Genomic DNA, 17634 nt, shown 5'->3' with positions numbered 1-17634 from the left:
AATTCATTACTTGTTACTCAATCCTTTTCTAGTCATTTTTCCCCACTTAAGCTTTTTATTAAAATAGTAGTCTTTATTTCCTTTTAACGCTGCATACAAGACTACCGGATGTAATAAAAATGGTTCTATAAATGCTGACTTTATTAACTGAAAGCCTACTCCCTTTTTTTTATATTGATGAAAGCTAAATTCTTCTGAAAAAATTGCTAATAAGGTGTAAATTACTGAAGAAAAATAGGCTGCTAAGAAAAATCCAAGTACATAATTCCAATGAACACTTCCTATAAAAAGTAATACTGTAAAGTATATAATTCCTAATACTTCAATTATAGGCGCTAGTCGCTCAAAAAGAAACCAATAAGGAAAACTTAACATTCCTAAAACTCTATATTTAGGATTGAATCCTATTACTCTGTGTGTTTTTAATGTTTCAATTGTTCCTCTTGTCCATCTATTTCGTTGTGATATAAATGTTCTATAACTTTCTGGAGCTTCCGTCCAACATAAAGGGTCTGGAATATATGCTACTTTATATTTTTTGTTTTGCTCTTCCATATACCTACGCATTCGAACAACAATTTCCATATCTTCTCCAACTGTTTCTGTACTATATCCGCCTACTTTAATGGCTATGTTTTTATCAAACATTCCAAACGCTCCTGAAATCACCAACAATCCATTTAATTTACTCCATGCCATTCTACCCAATAAAAAAGATCGTAAGTATTCTAGTATTTGTAATCTAACTAAGGTTGCTTTTGGGTAGTTTATATCTATTAATTTCCCGTTTTTTATAATACATGAGTTAGCTATTCTTATGACTCCTCCAGAAGCAATTACTTTTCTATCTGTATATTCTAAAAAGGGTTTAATCATTTTTTGTAGTGAGTCTTCCATCAGCAAACAATCTACATCAATACAAGCCACATAATCATTCTTACTGATGTTTAACCCTACATTAAGTGCGTCTGCTTTTCCTCCGTTTTCTTTATCAACTACAATAAGCCTTTCAAAGGCTGGGTTTTTTGATTTAAAAACTCCTGCTCTTATTGGTTTTGTTTTAATACGCTCATTAATTAAGTATTCTACTTTCTCTAAATTGTAAGCTTTAATTAACTTTTCTAAACTATCGTCTGTACTTCCATCATTAATTATGATCACATCATAATCTGCATAGTGTGTAGAAAGTAATGACCTTACATTTTCTACGATGTTTAAACTTTCATTATAGGCTGGAGCTATTATTGAAATGCCTGGTGCTAACCTTGATGATAAGATATCTTTATAATTAACAAAGCTATTTTTTCGCAGATATGAAATTGTTTCTTTTCTAGAATAAACAGCCAGTATTCCATAAGATATTAAAACCAAAAATGAGTATCCTAAAAATAAAAAGTGAATGATTAACAATATGTAATATGCAACACTTGAAGTATCCATAGTTTTCTTTTTTAATTACTGGGTATTTTCTAAAAAATCAATAACCTTAAAATTTCCTAGCCTACTTATTTCTTTTTTAATACCTATTAATTTAGGAGAGTCTATTTGTTTTAAAATTTTTAAGGCTAAAACTTTTATTTCAAAAACCTTACTAGCAACATGTTTTAAAACAAAAGATTCCTCTTCTTTTGCTCCCATATTTTCCAACAACTTAAATACTGCTATTTGTTCTTTTACCGTTAAAGTTTCATAAGCATTAATTAGCAATTCTTTTGCTTCTGTTATATATAGGTAGTTTAAAACATTAATTGCTTTAAGACGAATCTCACTATTTTTATGCTGTATTAGTTGTAATAACTCTTCTTTTGTTCCTCTTAAATTATAAACTCTTACTAATTCAAGGACTAACAACACAACATAATCATTTTTAGAACTTAACCATTTTCTAGTATCAAGGGTTTCTTGGGATTTTACTCCTTGCAAAGCACCTAGAATTCCTATTCGATCCCAAACGGAAATTGATGACTTTAAATTATCTAAAAAGTCAAGTCCTTTAAAACCAAACAAGTTTATAAAGTATAAGTAGGCTTGTCTACGAACTTCCATTTTAGAATGATTGATATACTTTTCTACTTCACTTTGAGCTTCTAATACTTTAAACCTTCTTAAATCTCTAATTCCTATTGCAATTATATGCCATTTACTACTTTTTAATTTAGATAGAGCTCGTGTGTCTAATTCTAGTTTCTTATACAATTGATTAATAACATCAATCATATTACCAGAAACCTCTCCTTTTAATTTTAAAAGTGTATTAACAAATGTTTTTCTGTTTATACTAGTTGTTAAACTAAGTTTTATTTGTGAGATGAGTTTCTCTTGAGTAGTATTTAATTCTATACAGTCTTCGCATGCATAGAGGTAGTCTACAATGTAAATTTCATATTGCTCACTCTGGTTTTTAATAAATTCTTCTTTTTTTCTTAAACGAAACCTCACCACTTTTAAAAAAAGGACAAGACTTAGTAAAACAAAAAAGAAGACTGTAGCAAGTATCCAGATTATTTTGGCAATAGACGGAAGATCTTTTAAAAAAGAATCGATAAATTGAGGGGGGACCATAAAGTTGAGGGATAAATTTATTTTACATAAGCATTCGTTTTACCCTTATCACCAACTCATTAGGCATTAATGGTTTTACCATAAAATCATTAGCACCTAAATTAAACGCTTGTGTTACCATTTCTTCTTGACCTGAAGCCGAAAAAACAAGAATAGGGACATCCATTTTTAATACATTTCTAACATGACTTATAACTTCCAAACCAGAAAGGTAATCCATCATTATATCTGTTAAAATCAAATCAGGTTGATGAGCTTCTATGAGTTCAATTGCCTTTTTTCCATCTTCAGCAACAAACAACTCATAACCTTCCTTTTCTAATTTCAATTTAATTAATAATAAAAACACTGAGTTATCCTCAGCTATAACAATTTTCTTTTCCTTACCCATTAAATTATTATTTACATACTTTTTTTACTAATTTTATAGAAAAATTACACTTAATACTCAAATATAACAAAAATATGCTAGTTTAACTACTTAATTATCTGTATTAAAACCGTGTTTAAAAAACTGTCCCCCCATGTTAAAAAACAATTGTTTTCATAGTGAAATTGTTGATTTAGATTTTCTAAACAGGAATCTTTCTGATGATATTGATTTATATGTTGAGATGATTTCTGTCTTCTTAACAGAAAGTAAAAAGAAAATTGCTACTCTAAAAAAAGCTAGTGATGAAGAAGATTTTACTTTAATTAAAGAAGTAGCTCATTTTTTAAAGTCTTCCTTTACCATTATGGGGCTAAAATCTAAAGATTTACTTATTGAAATTGAAGAACTGAGTTCCCAATCAAAAGATATTAAAAGAATAAAATTGCTTATAAATTTAGTTATAGATAATTATCACGAAAGCATTATTGAATACGAGAGAATGCTCTCTTGCTTTTCAAAAAACAATAATTAACCTACTTACAGAGTCCCTCGCTACATGAAATCACAAAAACTTAAATACATAAGTTACTTGTTCACATATTTAGTTTTGCTCTTTAGCCTTTTAACTATGTTTGAATGGGCTTTTCATAAACAACTCATATTTACAACTAACAAAGATGGGGCTACAACTAAATTCAATACTGCCTTATTATTTTTATTATCTATAATAAGTTTAATTATTTGTAGAATAAAACAAAGAGAATACAGGAAACCTTTCTTTATTCTAACATATACCATACTACTTATCAGCACACTAACTCTTGTAGAATATATTTTTAGGGTTAACTTACATATAGACAATCTATTTGTAAAGGACACCTTTTCAGCAGTTAATCCTGGTAGAATGTCAGAAGCTACAGCCGTATGTTTTATTTTCTTTTCTATTGGGCTTACAGGTCTAAAATCAACCAACAGAGCTTATATAGCCACTACCCAACATGTTGCTCTTGTAACTTCAGTTATTTCATTAATTAGTATCCTTTATTTTATTTTAGGAATTCCAATGGAATCAAAAATTGGTTTCTTTAAAACCATGTCTATTCAAACGGCAGTATCTTTTATTTTTATTTCTTTTTTATTGGTGTTTAAATCATACAACATAGGCTTTAAAGAAACAATTTTAGGTAATAGTGATGGTAGCAGGTCTCTTCAAAGACTATTACCTTTTATTATCCTAATTCCTTTTTTCTTGAGCTTTTTCATGTTAACCTTAATAAATGAAAATATTATTGGAGCTCAATCTGGTATTATTGTATATACCCTAGTACTGATTCTCTCTGGTTTTTTATACACATACATTATCTCTATAGGGTTAAATAAATCTGATTTTCTGAGAAGAGTATTAGAAAAAAACCTAATTAATAAAAATTCAGAGCTACTACAGTTTAAAGAAGCTTTAGATAAAATAGCTATTGTTGCCATTACTGATGAAAATACATTTATTAAATATGTAAACGATAAGTTTTGTGAAATTTCAAAATATTCTAGAGAAGAAATTCTAGGACACACAAACGAAATTGTTCGTTCAGATTACCATCCTGATTCATTTTTCACAGAAGCTTGGCTAACAGTATCTTCAGGAAAACCATGGTTTGGTGAAGTAAAAAATAGAGCTAAAGACGGCTCTTTATATTGGACAGAAACTGCAATTGTTCCTCTAAAGAAAAGAACCGACTATATTAGAGAATACATGGCTATTCAATTAGATATTACAAAGCGTAAAGAAGCTGAAGAATTACTTGCATCTAAATATGTAAAAACCTTAGAACAAAAAAATCAAGAACTAGAACAGTTTAGTTATATTACTTCTCACGATTTACAGGAACCTTTAAGAACTATTGCTGCTTTCTCTGACATACTTTATGAAGAATATAACGATCAATTAGACGACAATGCTAAACAACTTTTTCTTTTTATAAAGAAAGCTACTAGTAGAATGAGTAGTTTAATTAAAAACCTATTAGATTACTCTAGGTTAGGTCGTCAAAGAGAAATATCAAAAGTAAACTGTAATCTTCTAGTAAGTGATATTATAGAAGACTTAAACAGTAGTATTAAACAAAATAAAGCAACTGTAGAATATAATGATTTACCTATTATTGACGCCTATCCTACAGAGCTTAGGTTATTATTTCAGAACCTTATTAGTAATGCCATAAAATTTTCTAAAAAAGATGTTCCTCCTCAAGTTTCAATTAAAGCAAAAAAGAAAAATCATGCATGGAAATTCTATGTAAAAGACAATGGTATTGGAATACCTGAGCAATTTCAAAAAAAGATTTTTTCAATCTTTCAACGCCTACATTCAGAAAATGAATATGAAGGTACCGGAATTGGTCTTGCACATTGTCACAAGATAGTAGGAATGCATGGAGGAGAAATCGGAGTTAAGTCAAAACCAGGAAAAGGTAGTACCTTTTTCTTTACAATACCAAACCAATAATTATGAAAAAACTACACACTATTTTATTAATCGATGACGATCCTGCAACTAATTTTCTTCATAAGTTAATTATAGAAAAAGAAAACTGTACTGAACATGTTGTATGTAAACAAAGTGCTGAAGATGCTCTTGTTTATTTAAAATCTAAAGTTGATGACAAATCTCCTCATCCTGAGCTTATTTTTTTAGATATTAATATGCCTAAAATGAATGGATGGGATTTCTTAGAAGAGTATAAAAAGTTTGATAAAAATCGACAAGCTAAAAAGATTGTTATTATGCTTACTACATCTTTAGATCCTAATGATAGAGAAAAAGCTAAATCTATTAATCAAATAAATGAGTTTCAATCAAAACCTTTAACTTCAGAAAAACTAAAAAGTATTTTAGCCTCAAATTTTCCAACAAAATTTAATCACTCTTAAAAATAAAAAATCCCAGTTAACAGTTAACTGGGATTCTATAAAATGTCTTTCTAAAAACTATTGGTCAATTGAACCTAAAACGCGTTTCATAAAGTTATTTAACGCTTCTTTTTTAGGTGTTCCGTCTTTTATCATTTTATCAACTTCAATTGCTCCGTACATATTAGAGATTAACTCTCCTATTACGTCTAATTCTTCGTCTTTTAACGATGGAACTTCCGTTAAAGCTTCAAGAGTTTCAATAGTTTCTAGTACGTAGTCTTGATCATTATCTTCAATAAATGAAGTTAAGTGTTTAATTACTGGTAATTTCATAATTAAGCTACTTCGTTTACTAAATCCTTCAACACATCAAACTTGTTAGTTTGAGTTTGATTTACAAATTTACCATCAATAAAAGTAGCAAAAGTAGGTAAGTTACTTACATCTGCAAGTTTTCTACTTTCTGGAAACTTCTCTGCGTCAGCTATTACAAAAACCATATCTTCATTTTCAGAAGATAATTTTTTAAATTTAGGTTTCATAATACGACAGTTACCACACCAAGTAGCTGAAAACTGTACTACTACTTTTTTATTACCTGCAACAACCTCTGATAAATTGTCTTGACTCAATTCTTGTACCATAGTTTCTTATATTATCAATTTCGAAAGGAGCTCGTGCTCGACCCCTTCACTTATCTCACACGAACTTGTTTCCTTTCTTAAATTATATTTTAGATTGCTGCTAAGTACTCTGCAGTAGCTTTAGCATTTGCTTGCATTGCTTCTTTACCTTCTTCCCAGTTTGCTGGACAAACCTCACCTTTTTCTTGTACGTGAGTGTAAGCATCAACTAAACGTAAATATTCGTTTACGTTACGACCAACTGGCATGTGGTTGATTCCTTCATGGAATACAGTTCCTTCTTCATCAATTAAATATGTAGCTCTATACGTTACGTTATCACCTTCAACTTGTACAGTTCCTGTAGCTTCATCGTAAGTTTCGTTAGAGATGTCTAAGATACCTAAAATAGATGACAAATTACGGTTACTATCAGCTAATAATGGATAAGTAATACCTTCAATTCCTCCATTATCTTTTGATTGGCTTAACCAAGCAAAGTGTACTTCAGGAGTATCACAAGAAGCTCCAATTACAATAGTATTTCTTTTTTCAAATTCTGGTAATGCAGCTTGAAAAGCGTGTAACTCAGTTGGACAAACGAAAGTAAAGTCTTTCGGATACCAAAATAACAACACTTTTTTCTTGTTTTTAACTGCTTCTTCTAATACATTTAATTTAAACGTATCACCCATTTCATTCATTGCATCCACGTTTAAACTTGGGAATTTTTTTCCTACTGCTGTAGCCATTTTATAATTTTTTATTGATTAATAATTTTTTACAAGCACAAATGTATTTCGTTTCTTATCATTAAAAGAGTGAATCTAAAAATATTTTTTTATTACATTATAAGAATTATCAATACTACAAAACCAACAAAATCAATAAAACAAATACCTTTTTAAAAACCAATAACTTACAGGGTAAAAAAAACAAATAATAAGAAAATATTATACCAAAATAAAAAATATAGATAAAAATTATTCACTCTTTTATTGTAAATTTGAACGTATTCTAACCTGAAAAAAAATATAAATATGAAAGATTTACACTCACACTCTTCTAGTAAAAATGGAAAGTGTCCTTTTTCTCAAGGCGCTAATACTGAAATACATGACAACGTTATGGAGTGGTGGCCTAAATCATTGAATTTAGACATCCTACATCAACATGACACTAAAACCAACCCTTTAGGAGAAAGTTTTAATTATGCTGAAGAATTTAAAAAATTAGATTTAGAAGCTGTTAAAAACGACCTAAAAGACTTAATGACTGATAGCCAAGATTGGTGGCCTGCCGACTGGGGACATTATGGTGGTTTAATGATTCGTATGGCATGGCATGCTGCAGGTACTTATAGAGTTGCAGACGGTAGAGGTGGTAGTAATACAGGAAACCAACGTTTCGCTCCATTAAATAGCTGGCCAGATAATGGTAACTTAGACAAAGCTAGACGACTATTATGGCCTATCAAGAAAAAATACGGAAATAAACTATCTTGGGCAGACCTTATTATTTTAGCAGGTAACATGGCTTATGAGTCTATGGGATTCAAAACATTTGGTTTTGCAGGAGGACGCGAAGATATTTGGCACCCAGAAAAAGATATTTATTGGGGTACTGAAAAAGAATGGTTGGCTCCTACCAAAAATAGATACGGAAGTGACAATGACCGTGAATCACTTGAGAACCCTCTTGCTGCCGTTCAAATGGGATTAATTTATGTAAACCCTGAAGGTGTAGACGGAAAACCTGATCCGTTAAGAACTGCACAAGATGTTAGAGAGACTTTTAAGCGAATGGCAATGAACGACGAAGAAACTGTTGCTTTAACTGCTGGTGGACATACCGTAGGAAAGGCTCACGGTAACGGTGATGCTGATGCTTTAGGTCAAAGTCCTGAAGGGGCAGAAATTCACAACCAAGGTTTTGGTTGGATGAATCCTAAAGGAAGTGGAAATGCTGAACATACAGTAACTAGTGGTTTAGAAGGTGCATGGACAACAACACCTGATAGATGGAATAACACATACTTCCATTTATTACTGAATCATGAATGGGAATCAAAAAAGAGTCCTGCAGGAGCATGGCAATGGGAGCCTGTTAGTATGGATGAAGCTGACAAGCCTGTAGATGCTCACAACCCGAACATCAAAAGAAACCCTATCATGACTGATGCGGATATGGCGATGAAAATGGATCCTGAATACAGAAAAATATCTGAAAAATTCTATAAAGACCCTGAGTATTTTGCTGATACATTTGCTCGTGCTTGGTTTAAATTAACACATCGTGATTTAGGACCTAATACACGTTATTTAGGTGCTGATGCTCCAGCAGAAACACTTATCTGGCAAGATCCTGTTCCTACTGTTGACTATACTTTAAATGACAGTGAAATTGAAGAATTGAAAGAAAAACTATTAAATAGTGGACTTTCTCGTACTGAACTTATAAATACTGCTTGGGATAGTGCTAGAACTTATAGAGGATCTGACTTTAGAGGTGGTGCTAATGGAGCTCGTATTCGTTTAGCTCCTCAAAAAGACTGGGAAGGAAACGAACCAACAAGATTAAAGAAGGTACTAAATAAGCTTACTGAGATTCAATCAGGACTAAGTAAAAAAGTAAGTATTGCTGACTTAATTGTGTTAGGAGGTAGTGCTGCTGTTGAAAAAGCTGCTCAAGAAGGTGGTGTCAACATTAAAGTTCCTTTTACTCCTGGAAGAGGTGATGCAACCACTGAAATGACAGATGCTGAATCTTTTGATGTTTTAGAGCCTTTACATGACGGATACAGAAACTGGCAAAAGAAAGATTATGTAGTAAAACCTGAAGAGTTATTATTAGATAGAACACAGCTTATGGGCTTAACCGCTCCTGAAATGACTGTTTTAGTTGGAGGAATGCGTGTACTAGGAACCAACCATGGAGGCACCAAACATGGTGTATTTACAGATAATGAAGGTGTATTGAGTAATGACTTCTTTGTTAACCTTACTGATATGAAATACTCATGGAAGCCTGCTGGGGAAAACTTATACAATATTGTTGACCGTAAAACTGGAAGTACTAAATGGACGGCTACAAGAGCTGATTTAATATTTGGTTCAAATTCAATTTTACGTTCGTATGCAGAAGTATATGCACAAGATGATAATAAAGAAAAATTTGTAAAAGATTTTGTAGCTGCTTGGACTAAAGTAATGAATGCTGACAGATATGATTTAGCATAATTTAAAAACTAAATCATAAAAAAAGAAGAGCAAAATGCTCTTCTTTTTTATTTATTACCTAGTAATGTTATTTACTCGCAAATAGTTTCACGTCATTTTTAGAAACTTCTTTTTCTCCTAAAATAAGTAATCGCTCAACTACATTTCGTAACTCACGAATATTCCCTGTCCAATCATATTCTTGTAATAACTTAATAGCATCTTCTGAGAAGCCTTTCTTTGACATTCCTTGTTCTTCAGAAATTTTATTTGCGAAGAAATCTACTAATAACGGGATATCTTCTCTTCTATCGTTTAAAGCAGGAACTTTAATTAAAATCACTGCTAAACGGTGATATAAATCTTCACGGAAGCGTCCTTCTTCAATCTCCTTCTTTAAATCTTTATTTGTTGCAGCAACTACACGTACATTTACTTTTATATCTTTATCAGACCCTACTCTTTGAATACGGTTTTCTTGTAATGCTCGTAATACTTTTGCTTGTGCCGACAAACTCATATCTCCTATTTCATCTAAGAAAATAGTTCCTCCATTTGCTGCTTCAAACTTCCCTGCTCTATCTTTATTAGCCCCTGTAAAACTTCCTTTTACATGTCCAAAAAGCTCACTTTCTATTAACTCAGAAGGAATAGCTGCACAATTCACCTCAACCATTGAAGCTTTAGAACGATCAGACTTTTCATGCAACCAATGTGCTACTAATTCTTTTCCTGTTCCATTAGGACCTGTAATTAATACTCTAGCATCGGTTGCTGATACTTTTTCTATAATTTCTTTTATATGAGTAATGGCATCACTTTCTCCAATCATTTCATAATTCTTACTCACCTTCTTTTTCAAACGCTTGTTTTCTACTACCAACTCCTTTTTATCTAAAGCATTTCTTACGGTATTAAGTAAACGATTTAAATCTGGCGGTTTAGAAATATAATCAAAAGCTCCTAAACGCATTGTATTTACTGCAGTATCTAGGTCTCCATGACCAGAAATCATTACCATTGGTGTTTCTGGTTTCAACTTTCTGGCTTTTTCTAACACCTCAACACCATCCATTTTAGGCATCTTAATATCGCATAAAACTAAATCGTAATCCGTTTTCTTTATCATTTCAATTCCTTGTAAACCATCTTCAGCTTCTTCTACTTCATAGGAATCGTTTTCTTCAGAAATAATTTTTTTTAATACTCTGCGAATTGCAGCTTCATCTTCTATTATTAATATTTTACTCATATTTTAGACTTTTAGATCTAAGACCAAAAGAAAAAAGACTAGTTTAATGAATTCTTAAATCCCGAAATCATTTTTTGAAGCTCTTCTATTTCGTCTTCTAAACCTATTAACGTTACTTTATTGATATATTCTTTATAATAAGAAAGAACTATTTGTGTTTGCAATTCAAAAAGCGAGCCAAGTGCAATTTCTAAAAATCTTTTAAACTCTTTATTTGAACTTCTACTTGACCCTTCTGCAATATTCGACGGGATAGAAATTACTGATCTATTTATCTGAGATGTTAAAGAATATACTTCTTCTTTTGGAAACTCTTTTGTAATCTTAAAAACCTTATCACAAAGCTTCATTGAATAAACCCAAATTTTAAGTTTTTTAAAATTATGTTTTCCCACCGTCTTAATTCTTTTTTCTTTTCGTCTTTACTCTTTAATAATATGTATATCTCTTTGAGGAAATGGGATACTAATATTATGTTCTCTAAACAGTTCATCTATTCTAAATCGTATATCACTTTTTGGTATAGCTGCTTGAAAACTATCGTTTAATGTAAAAATCAATTTAAAGTCCAATGAGCTATCTCCAAAATTTTCAAAAAGCACTAAAGGAGCAGGATGTTGATACACTTTTGAATGTTCACTAGCCGCTTGCATTAACAACTTTTTTACCAAAGCTACATCACTTCCGTATGCCACTCCTACTATAACACTTTCTCTTGTTGTAGTACCATTTTGCGTCCAGTTATATAAACTGTTTGATAAATATTTATGATTAGGTATTACCAAAACTTTGTTATCAATAGTAACAGCTCTGGTGGTTCTTAGTTTTATTTCCTCTACTCTACCTACTTTTCCATCTAACTCAATAATATCACCAACATGAACACTTTTATCAAGAATAATAAAAATTCCAGAAATTATGTCTTGAAAAAAAGTCTGTAATGCTAAACCAATACCAATTAATAAGGCTGAAGACGCTACTAAAATTGCACTTAAATTAACCCCAGCTGAACTTAAAGCTATAGAAAAAACAACTACATAAGCTAACCAACTAGTAAAGGAGAAAATAGTATCAAACTTATTCTTGTCTTCTTGTTCTAATTTACTTTTTGCTAGTCTTTTCAAGTACTTCAGTAAAATTTTCACAAGAATTAAACCTAGTATCAAGAACAAAACTGTCTTTATTGTGATATCTATTTCTTTACCCCCTAGAGGAATTCTAAGGTTTAGAAAATCGGTTACTTCTTTAATTATTTCTTTCATCTACTAGTTCTTATTGTTTTTATTCATCAGATTCGTTTCACTATTAAACTCTTTAAAATAAAATTTATTAAGTCAATTTCATAAAGATTTAATTATCCATTATAACGAATCCACTTCCATAAGTCTTTATACGTTGGCTTTTTACCATACATTAAAATACCCACGCGATAAATTTTAGCAGCAATCCATACAATAACCATAAAAGTAAGAATTAATAGCAACATAGAGATTGCTATTTCCCACCAAGCTACTCCAAATGGAATTCTCATTAACATAACGATTGGCGACGTAAATGGTATATATGAGAATATTACTGATACTGGTCCGTGAGGATCATTAATTACCGTTGCAAAACCTACATATACTGCTAAAATTAACGGTAACATAATAGGCATCATAAATTGTTGCGTATCCGTTTCGTTATCTACTGCTGCACCTACAGCCGCAAACAACGAACTATACAACATATATCCTCCTAAGAAATAGAAAATAAATAAGAAGAACATTTTTACTAAAGGCAACCTAAAAATTTCTTGCACAATCATTTCACCTTTATTGGTTGCTGTTTGCTGAATAGCTTCCATTTGTTCTGGTGATACTTTTGCTGACTGCATTTCCATCATATCAACTCCAAAGAAAGAAGATGCTACTAGGCTAAACACTAAAAACAAAATTCCCCAAATAAAGAATTGTAACAATCCAGCTGAAGCATTTCCAATAATCTTTCCTAACATTAATTGGAAAGGTTTTACTGAAGAAACAATTACTTCAATAATTCTACTTGTTTTTTCTTCAATTACACTACGCATTACCGATGTACCATAAATCATTACAAACATCATTAACAAATATCCGGCAATAGCTCCCACACCAATTTTTAACCCGTTGATTAACTTTGATGATTTCTCACCAGAGAAGTTCAACATTTTTATTTCTGATGAAATTTTAGACTCTTCAATGTGTGCAATATCAATTCCGAAGCTTGTTAGTTTTTTATGACGCAACTCCTTATCAATTTTATCTTCTAAACTTTCCATGATAGACATACTTGGTGAATCTTTTGAGAAAAACTCAATCGATTTTGCCAACACTTCTAAACTATCTTGTTTTGGAATATACAAAGCTCCATAATAATCCCCTTCTTCAACTTTCTTTTTTGAATCTTCTATTCCTAAAGCAGTAAAGTCCTCGTACTTTACTGTTTTTGAATCTTTAAAAACATCTTTAGAGAACATTCCTGACTCATCAACATATACTATCTTCTTAACCTTTTCATCGTTCTTCTTCATTAAGAAAAATACTAAAGCCCCCATACCAATCATTAACAGTGGACTTAAAAAAGTCATAACGATAAACGACTTATTTCTAACCTTAGCAATAAACTCGCGTTCTATAATTAATCGTAATCTTTTCATTGCTTAACTGTTTTTATGGATTGCTTGAATAAAAATATCATTAGCACTTGGCACCAACTCTACAAAATGCTGTACTTGACCTTGGTTGGTTAAATACGATAGTAAATCGTTTGGAGAACTTCCGTTAGTAAGTTTTACATTTAACTTTAACCCTTCATTTAACAATTTAAAATCTGCTGGTAAAACCTCAAAGTTTTCTTTTAGCTTTTGCTCCACTTCTTTTGAATTAGAAGTAGCTAATCCAACCTGAAAAGTATTTGTTCTAAACTCCTTTTTAATATCTTCTAGCTTACCATCTAAAATTTTATTCGACTTGTTAATCAAAGCTATATAATCACACATTTCCTCAACAGACTCCATTCTATGGGTAGAAAAAATAATGGTAGCTCCTTCATCTCTCAACTGTAAAATTTCCTTTGCTATTAATTGCGCATTAATAGGATCGAAACCAGAAAAAGGCTCATCAAAAATTAATAATTTAGGCTGGTGTAGTACAGTTACTATAAACTGTACCTTCTGCGCCATTCCTTTAGATAACTCTTCAATCTTTTTATTCCACCAAGCACCAATATCAAATTTATCAAACCAATATTTCAATCGTTTTTTTGCTTCCGATTTACTCAACCCTTTTAATTGAGCAAGGTATAATGCCTGCTCTCCTACCTTCATACTCTTATACAGCCCTCTTTCTTCTGGTAAGTAACCTATATGCTCTATATGGTTTGGAGCTAACTTTTCTCCATCTAATATAATTTCACCAGCATCAGGCATTGTAATTTGATTGATGATTCTAATAAGCGAGGTTTTTCCTGCTCCATTAGGACCTAACAAACCAAAAACACTTCCTTTAGGTATGTGCATTGACACATTATTTAATGCAGTATAATCGCCATAACGCTTTACCACATTGTTAATTTCTAATAAATTGCTCATAGATTTATAGTTGATTAATTACCGCTTATTGAAAAACAGCAGTGACAAACTTACATATTTTTATACTCAATTAGTATACGGTTCTCTCCAAACGTTACAAGATTAATTTTTTGTTAATTTTATTATGCATGCATAACTTTTTTGCAAAATACTATGCATGCATAATAAAATTTTATATATTTGGCATCCATGGACAAGGATAAATCAATAGATCACCAATTAAGAGCCACGTGGCAAGCCGTTGCAAAAATGTATAACGAGCAGGCTGCAAAGCACGATAGCACAATGGCCACGGCTTTTGCTTTGTTGAATATCGATTCTGAAAACGGTACCCCTTCAACTGCATTGGGTCCGTTAATGGGAATGGAACCTACAAGTCTTTCTCGTTTATTAAAAACTATGGAAGATAAGGGAGTTATATGTCGCGAGAAAAATCCAAATGATGGCAGAAGCGTTATTTTAAAACTTACCGAATACGGTAAAGAAATGCGCGAAGTTTCAAAAGGACACGTATACCAATTCAATAATAAGGTAAGAGAACATATTACTGAAGAAGAGCTAGATAGCTTTTTTAAAGTAACAACAACAATAAACAAACTAATTACAGATAAGTTAATATACGAAGACGATATTGACAATAAAGCTGTATAAAACAAACCAACAAACAAATGGCAAGAAGAATTAAAAAAGTAGCAATTATCGGTTCTGGTATCATGGGATCAGGTATTGCATGTCATTTTGCTAACATTGGCGTTGAAGTATTGCTTTTGGACATCGTTCCAAGAGAGCTTAACGACAAAGAAAAGGCAAAAGGATTAACCTTAGAAGACAAAGTAGTTCGTAACCGTTTGGTAAATGATGCTTTGACTGCTTCGTTAAAATCGAAACCATCACCTATCTACAATAAAAAATTTGCAGATAGAATTACTACTGGAAACCTTGAAGACGATTTACACAAAGTAAAAGATGTAGATTGGATTATGGAAGTAGTTGTTGAACGCTTAGACATTAAACAAAGTGTTTTTGAACAAGTTGAAAAATACCGTACACCTGGTACAATTATTTCTACCAACACTTCGGGTATTCCAATTAAGTTTATGAACGAAGGACGTAGTGAAGATTTTCGTAAGCACTTTGCGGTAACTCACTTTTTTAACCCTCCTCGTTATTTAAAATTATTTGAAGTTGTTCCAGGACCAGACTGTAAACAAGAAGTTACTGACTTCTTAATGGATTATGGTTCTAAATTCTTAGGAAAAACTTCAGTATTAGCAAAAGATACTCCAGCTTTTATTGGTAACCGTATTGGTATCTTCGGAATCCAATCGTTATTCCACCAAGTAAAAGAATTAGGATTAACAGTTGAAGAAGTTGATAAATTAACTGGTCCTGTTATTGGACGACCAAAATCAGCTACTTTCCGTACTGTTGATGTTGTTGGATTAGATACTTTAGTACATGTTGCTAACGGAATCTACGAAAACTGTCCTAACGACGAAGCTCACGATTTATTCAAGTTACCAGATTTCATCAACACAATGATGGAAAATAAGTGGTTAGGTAACAAAACCAAGCAAGGTTTTTACAAAAAAACAACCAATGCTGAAGGAAAGCGTGAAATTTTAGCGTTAGACTTAGATACGATGGAATACCGTCCGTCTAAAAAAGCAAAATTCGCTACGTTAGAATTAACAAAAACAATCGATAAGCCAATTGACCGATTTAAAGTATTAGTTGGCGGAAAAGATAAAGCGGGAGAATTTTACCGTAAGAACTTCGCAGCAATGTTTGCGTACGTTCAAAATAGAATTCCAGAAATTTCTGATGAATTATATAGAATTGACGATGCCATGAAAGCAGGTTTCGGATGGGAAAATGGTCCTTTCGAAATTTGGGATGCTGTAGGAGTTGAAAAAGGTATCGAATTAATGAAAGCTGAAGGAAAAGAACCTGCTGCTTGGGTAACAGAAATGTTAGCTAAAGGAGAGAAATCTTTCTATACAGTTAAAGACGGTGCAACATATTACTACGATGTACCTGCAAAAGTACAAGTTAAAAAACCAGGACAAGATTCATTTATCATCTTAGATAACATTCGTAAAACTACTGAGGTATTCAAAAACTCTGGAGTTGTTATTGAAGATTTAGGAGACGGAATCTTAAACTGTGAATTCCAATCTAAAATGAACACTATTGGTGGTGATGTTTTAGCAGGATTAAATAAAGCAGTTGATTTAGCTGAAAAAGACTTCCAAGGATTAGTTATTGGTAACCAAGCTGCAAACTTCTCAGTAGGTGCCAACATTGGAATGATTTTTATGATGGCTGTTGAGCAAGAGTATGATGAATTAAACATGGCTATCAAGTATTTCCAAGATACAATGATGCGTATGCGTTACTCTGCAATTCCTACTATTGCTGCTCCTCACGGAATGGCGTTAGGTGGTGGATGTGAGTTATCATTACACGCTGATAAAGTAGTTGCTGCTGCTGAAACCTACATCGGATTAGTAGAGTTTGGAGTTGGAGTAATTCCTGGTGGTGGTGGATCTAAAGAAATGGCTTTAAGAGCTCAGGACTTATTCCACACTGGTGATGTTCAATTAAACGTATTACAAGAGCACTTCTTAACTATTGGTATGGCTAAAGTGGCAACTTCAGCTTATGAAGCATACGACTTAAACTTACTACAAAAAGGAAAAGACGTTGTGGTTGTAAACAAAGACCGTCAAATAGCAGAAGCTAAAAAACACGCTGTATTATTAGCAGAAGCAGGTTATACACAACCAGCAAAACGCAAAGATGTTTTAGTATTAGGTAAGCAAGCCTTAGGTATGTTCTTAGTAGGAACAGACTCTATGGAAGCTTCTAAATATATTTCTGAACATGATCAGAAAATTGCAAACAAACTAGCCTATGTAATGGCTGGAGGAGATTTATCAGAACCAACAAAAGTTACTGAGCAGTATTTATTAGACCTTGAACGTGAAGCTTTCTTAAGTTTAACTACAGAACGTAAAACGTTAGAGCGTATTCAGCATATGTTAAAAACTGGTAAACCACTTCGCAACTAGTTGCGAATAGTA

The 17634-nt window shown here is 32.0% G+C and carries 17 protein-coding genes; 6 read left to right on the top strand and 11 right to left on the bottom strand.

What is annotated here, in order from left to right:
* Positions 1-6: 6 nt before the first annotated feature.
* Genes VBY68_RS08940 through VBY68_RS08930 form a run of 3 tightly spaced genes read right to left on the bottom strand, consistent with a single transcriptional unit; the run spans position 7 to position 2953 of the window.
* Positions 7-1440 (bottom strand): glycosyltransferase family 2 protein, encoded by a 1434-nt coding sequence (locus tag VBY68_RS08940; RefSeq protein WP_415269517.1) that lies wholly within the window; start codon positions 1438-1440, stop codon positions 7-9.
* A 15-nt stretch (positions 1441-1455) separates the two neighbouring features.
* Positions 1456-2562 carry a HEAT repeat domain-containing protein gene (locus VBY68_RS08935; protein WP_273694925.1) on the bottom strand — a complete coding sequence of 369 codons (1107 nt, stop codon included), beginning with the start codon at positions 2560-2562 and terminating at the stop codon, positions 1456-1458.
* A gap of 22 nt (positions 2563-2584) precedes the next feature.
* Positions 2585-2953, bottom strand: coding sequence for a response regulator (locus tag VBY68_RS08930; protein WP_099214031.1), 369 nt, complete (start codon positions 2951-2953; stop codon positions 2585-2587).
* Positions 2954-3086: 133 nt separating this feature from the next.
* Between VBY68_RS08930 and VBY68_RS08925 the strand changes: the two genes are divergently transcribed.
* The 3 genes from VBY68_RS08925 to VBY68_RS08915 all read left to right on the top strand — a co-directional run bounded on the left by VBY68_RS08925 (position 3087) and on the right by VBY68_RS08915 (position 5863).
* Positions 3087-3467, top strand: coding sequence for an Hpt domain-containing protein (locus tag VBY68_RS08925; RefSeq protein WP_415269516.1), 381 nt, complete (start codon positions 3087-3089; stop codon positions 3465-3467).
* Between the two features lie 96 nt (positions 3468-3563).
* Positions 3564-5438 (top strand): sensor histidine kinase, encoded by a 1875-nt coding sequence (locus VBY68_RS08920; RefSeq protein ID WP_273694929.1) that lies wholly within the window; start codon positions 3564-3566, stop codon positions 5436-5438.
* 2 nt (positions 5439-5440) lie between these two features.
* Positions 5441-5863 (top strand): response regulator, encoded by a 423-nt coding sequence (locus VBY68_RS08915; RefSeq protein ID WP_273694930.1) that lies wholly within the window; start codon positions 5441-5443, stop codon positions 5861-5863.
* 57 nt (positions 5864-5920) lie between these two features.
* Here VBY68_RS08915 and VBY68_RS08910 read toward each other — a convergent pair whose 3' ends face one another.
* The 3 genes from VBY68_RS08910 to VBY68_RS08900 all read right to left on the bottom strand — a co-directional run bounded on the left by VBY68_RS08910 (position 5921) and on the right by VBY68_RS08900 (position 7220).
* The gene (locus VBY68_RS08910; protein WP_415269515.1) at positions 5921-6178 is read right to left on the bottom strand and encodes a DUF6952 family protein; all 258 of its coding nucleotides are present in this window, start codon (positions 6176-6178) and stop codon (positions 5921-5923) included.
* Positions 6179-6180: 2 nt separating this feature from the next.
* Positions 6181-6489 (bottom strand): thioredoxin family protein, encoded by a 309-nt coding sequence (locus VBY68_RS08905; protein WP_099214027.1) that lies wholly within the window; start codon positions 6487-6489, stop codon positions 6181-6183.
* A gap of 89 nt (positions 6490-6578) precedes the next feature.
* On the bottom strand, positions 6579-7220 hold the full coding sequence (locus VBY68_RS08900) for a peroxiredoxin (RefSeq protein WP_121148250.1): 642 nt from the start codon (positions 7218-7220) through the stop codon (positions 6579-6581).
* A 288-nt stretch (positions 7221-7508) separates the two neighbouring features.
* Between VBY68_RS08900 and katG the strand changes: the two genes are divergently transcribed.
* The gene (gene katG / locus VBY68_RS08895) at positions 7509-9707 is read left to right on the top strand and encodes a catalase/peroxidase HPI (protein ID WP_415269514.1); all 2199 of its coding nucleotides are present in this window, start codon (positions 7509-7511) and stop codon (positions 9705-9707) included.
* 67 nt (positions 9708-9774) lie between these two features.
* Here katG and VBY68_RS08890 read toward each other — a convergent pair whose 3' ends face one another.
* The 5 genes from VBY68_RS08890 to VBY68_RS08870 form a co-directional block, all read right to left on the bottom strand.
* Entirely contained in the window at positions 9775-10938 is a 1164-nt protein-coding gene (locus VBY68_RS08890; protein ID WP_415269513.1) for a sigma-54-dependent transcriptional regulator, read from the bottom strand.
* Between the two features lie 38 nt (positions 10939-10976).
* Positions 10977-11333, bottom strand: coding sequence for a four helix bundle protein (locus VBY68_RS08885; RefSeq protein WP_462218634.1), 357 nt, complete (start codon positions 11331-11333; stop codon positions 10977-10979).
* A 27-nt stretch (positions 11334-11360) separates the two neighbouring features.
* Complete coding sequence (locus VBY68_RS08880; RefSeq protein WP_415269511.1) at positions 11361-12200, bottom strand: mechanosensitive ion channel family protein; 840 nt, start codon at positions 12198-12200, stop codon at positions 11361-11363.
* A gap of 92 nt (positions 12201-12292) precedes the next feature.
* On the bottom strand, positions 12293-13615 hold the full coding sequence (locus VBY68_RS08875) for an ABC transporter permease (RefSeq protein WP_124590978.1): 1323 nt from the start codon (positions 13613-13615) through the stop codon (positions 12293-12295).
* A gap of 3 nt (positions 13616-13618) precedes the next feature.
* A complete protein-coding gene (locus tag VBY68_RS08870) occupies positions 13619-14548 on the bottom strand; it encodes an ABC transporter ATP-binding protein (protein WP_099214021.1) in 930 nt (309 codons plus the stop codon).
* Positions 14549-14737: 189 nt separating this feature from the next.
* Between VBY68_RS08870 and VBY68_RS08865 the strand changes: the two genes are divergently transcribed.
* The gene (locus tag VBY68_RS08865) at positions 14738-15199 is read left to right on the top strand and encodes a MarR family winged helix-turn-helix transcriptional regulator (protein ID WP_121148237.1); all 462 of its coding nucleotides are present in this window, start codon (positions 14738-14740) and stop codon (positions 15197-15199) included.
* 17 nt (positions 15200-15216) lie between these two features.
* Entirely contained in the window at positions 15217-17622 is a 2406-nt protein-coding gene (locus tag VBY68_RS08860; RefSeq protein WP_415269510.1) for a 3-hydroxyacyl-CoA dehydrogenase/enoyl-CoA hydratase family protein, read from the top strand.
* Positions 17623-17634 lie beyond the last annotated feature (12 nt).

The organism is Tenacibaculum ascidiaceicola (assembly GCF_047470925.1).
Classification (GTDB): Bacteria; Bacteroidota; Bacteroidia; order Flavobacteriales; family Flavobacteriaceae; genus Polaribacter; species Polaribacter discolor.
Note: the sequence above shows the minus strand (reverse complement) of the source record. Positions and strands in the feature narration are given on the sequence as shown.

What these genes read in the sequence shown, in the direction of transcription:
- VBY68_RS08865 (WP_121148237.1), top strand. Translation starts at nt 14,738, where the DNA reads ATGGACAAGGATAAATCAATAGATCACCAATTAAGAGCCACGTGGCAA.
- VBY68_RS08880 (WP_415269511.1), bottom strand. Translation starts at nt 12,200, where the DNA reads ATGAAAGAAATAATTAAAGAAGTAACCGATTTTCTAAACCTTAGAATT.
- VBY68_RS08930 (WP_099214031.1), bottom strand. Translation starts at nt 2,953, where the DNA reads ATGGGTAAGGAAAAGAAAATTGTTATAGCTGAGGATAACTCAGTGTTT.
- VBY68_RS08860 (WP_415269510.1), top strand. Translation starts at nt 15,217, where the DNA reads ATGGCAAGAAGAATTAAAAAAGTAGCAATTATCGGTTCTGGTATCATG.
- VBY68_RS08870 (WP_099214021.1), bottom strand. Translation starts at nt 14,548, where the DNA reads ATGAGCAATTTATTAGAAATTAACAATGTGGTAAAGCGTTATGGCGAT.
- VBY68_RS08890 (WP_415269513.1), bottom strand. Translation starts at nt 10,938, where the DNA reads ATGAGTAAAATATTAATAATAGAAGATGAAGCTGCAATTCGCAGAGTA.
- VBY68_RS08935 (WP_273694925.1), bottom strand. Translation starts at nt 2,562, where the DNA reads ATGGTCCCCCCTCAATTTATCGATTCTTTTTTAAAAGATCTTCCGTCT.
- VBY68_RS08910 (WP_415269515.1), bottom strand. Translation starts at nt 6,178, where the DNA reads ATGAAATTACCAGTAATTAAACACTTAACTTCATTTATTGAAGATAAT.
- katG (WP_415269514.1), top strand. Translation starts at nt 7,509, where the DNA reads ATGAAAGATTTACACTCACACTCTTCTAGTAAAAATGGAAAGTGTCCT.
- VBY68_RS08940 (WP_415269517.1), bottom strand. Translation starts at nt 1,440, where the DNA reads ATGGATACTTCAAGTGTTGCATATTACATATTGTTAATCATTCACTTT.
- VBY68_RS08900 (WP_121148250.1), bottom strand. Translation starts at nt 7,220, where the DNA reads ATGGCTACAGCAGTAGGAAAAAAATTCCCAAGTTTAAACGTGGATGCA.
- VBY68_RS08875 (WP_124590978.1), bottom strand. Translation starts at nt 13,615, where the DNA reads ATGAAAAGATTACGATTAATTATAGAACGCGAGTTTATTGCTAAGGTT.
- VBY68_RS08905 (WP_099214027.1), bottom strand. Translation starts at nt 6,489, where the DNA reads ATGGTACAAGAATTGAGTCAAGACAATTTATCAGAGGTTGTTGCAGGT.
- VBY68_RS08925 (WP_415269516.1), top strand. Translation starts at nt 3,087, where the DNA reads ATGTTAAAAAACAATTGTTTTCATAGTGAAATTGTTGATTTAGATTTT.
- VBY68_RS08915 (WP_273694930.1), top strand. Translation starts at nt 5,441, where the DNA reads ATGAAAAAACTACACACTATTTTATTAATCGATGACGATCCTGCAACT.
- VBY68_RS08920 (WP_273694929.1), top strand. Translation starts at nt 3,564, where the DNA reads ATGTTTGAATGGGCTTTTCATAAACAACTCATATTTACAACTAACAAA.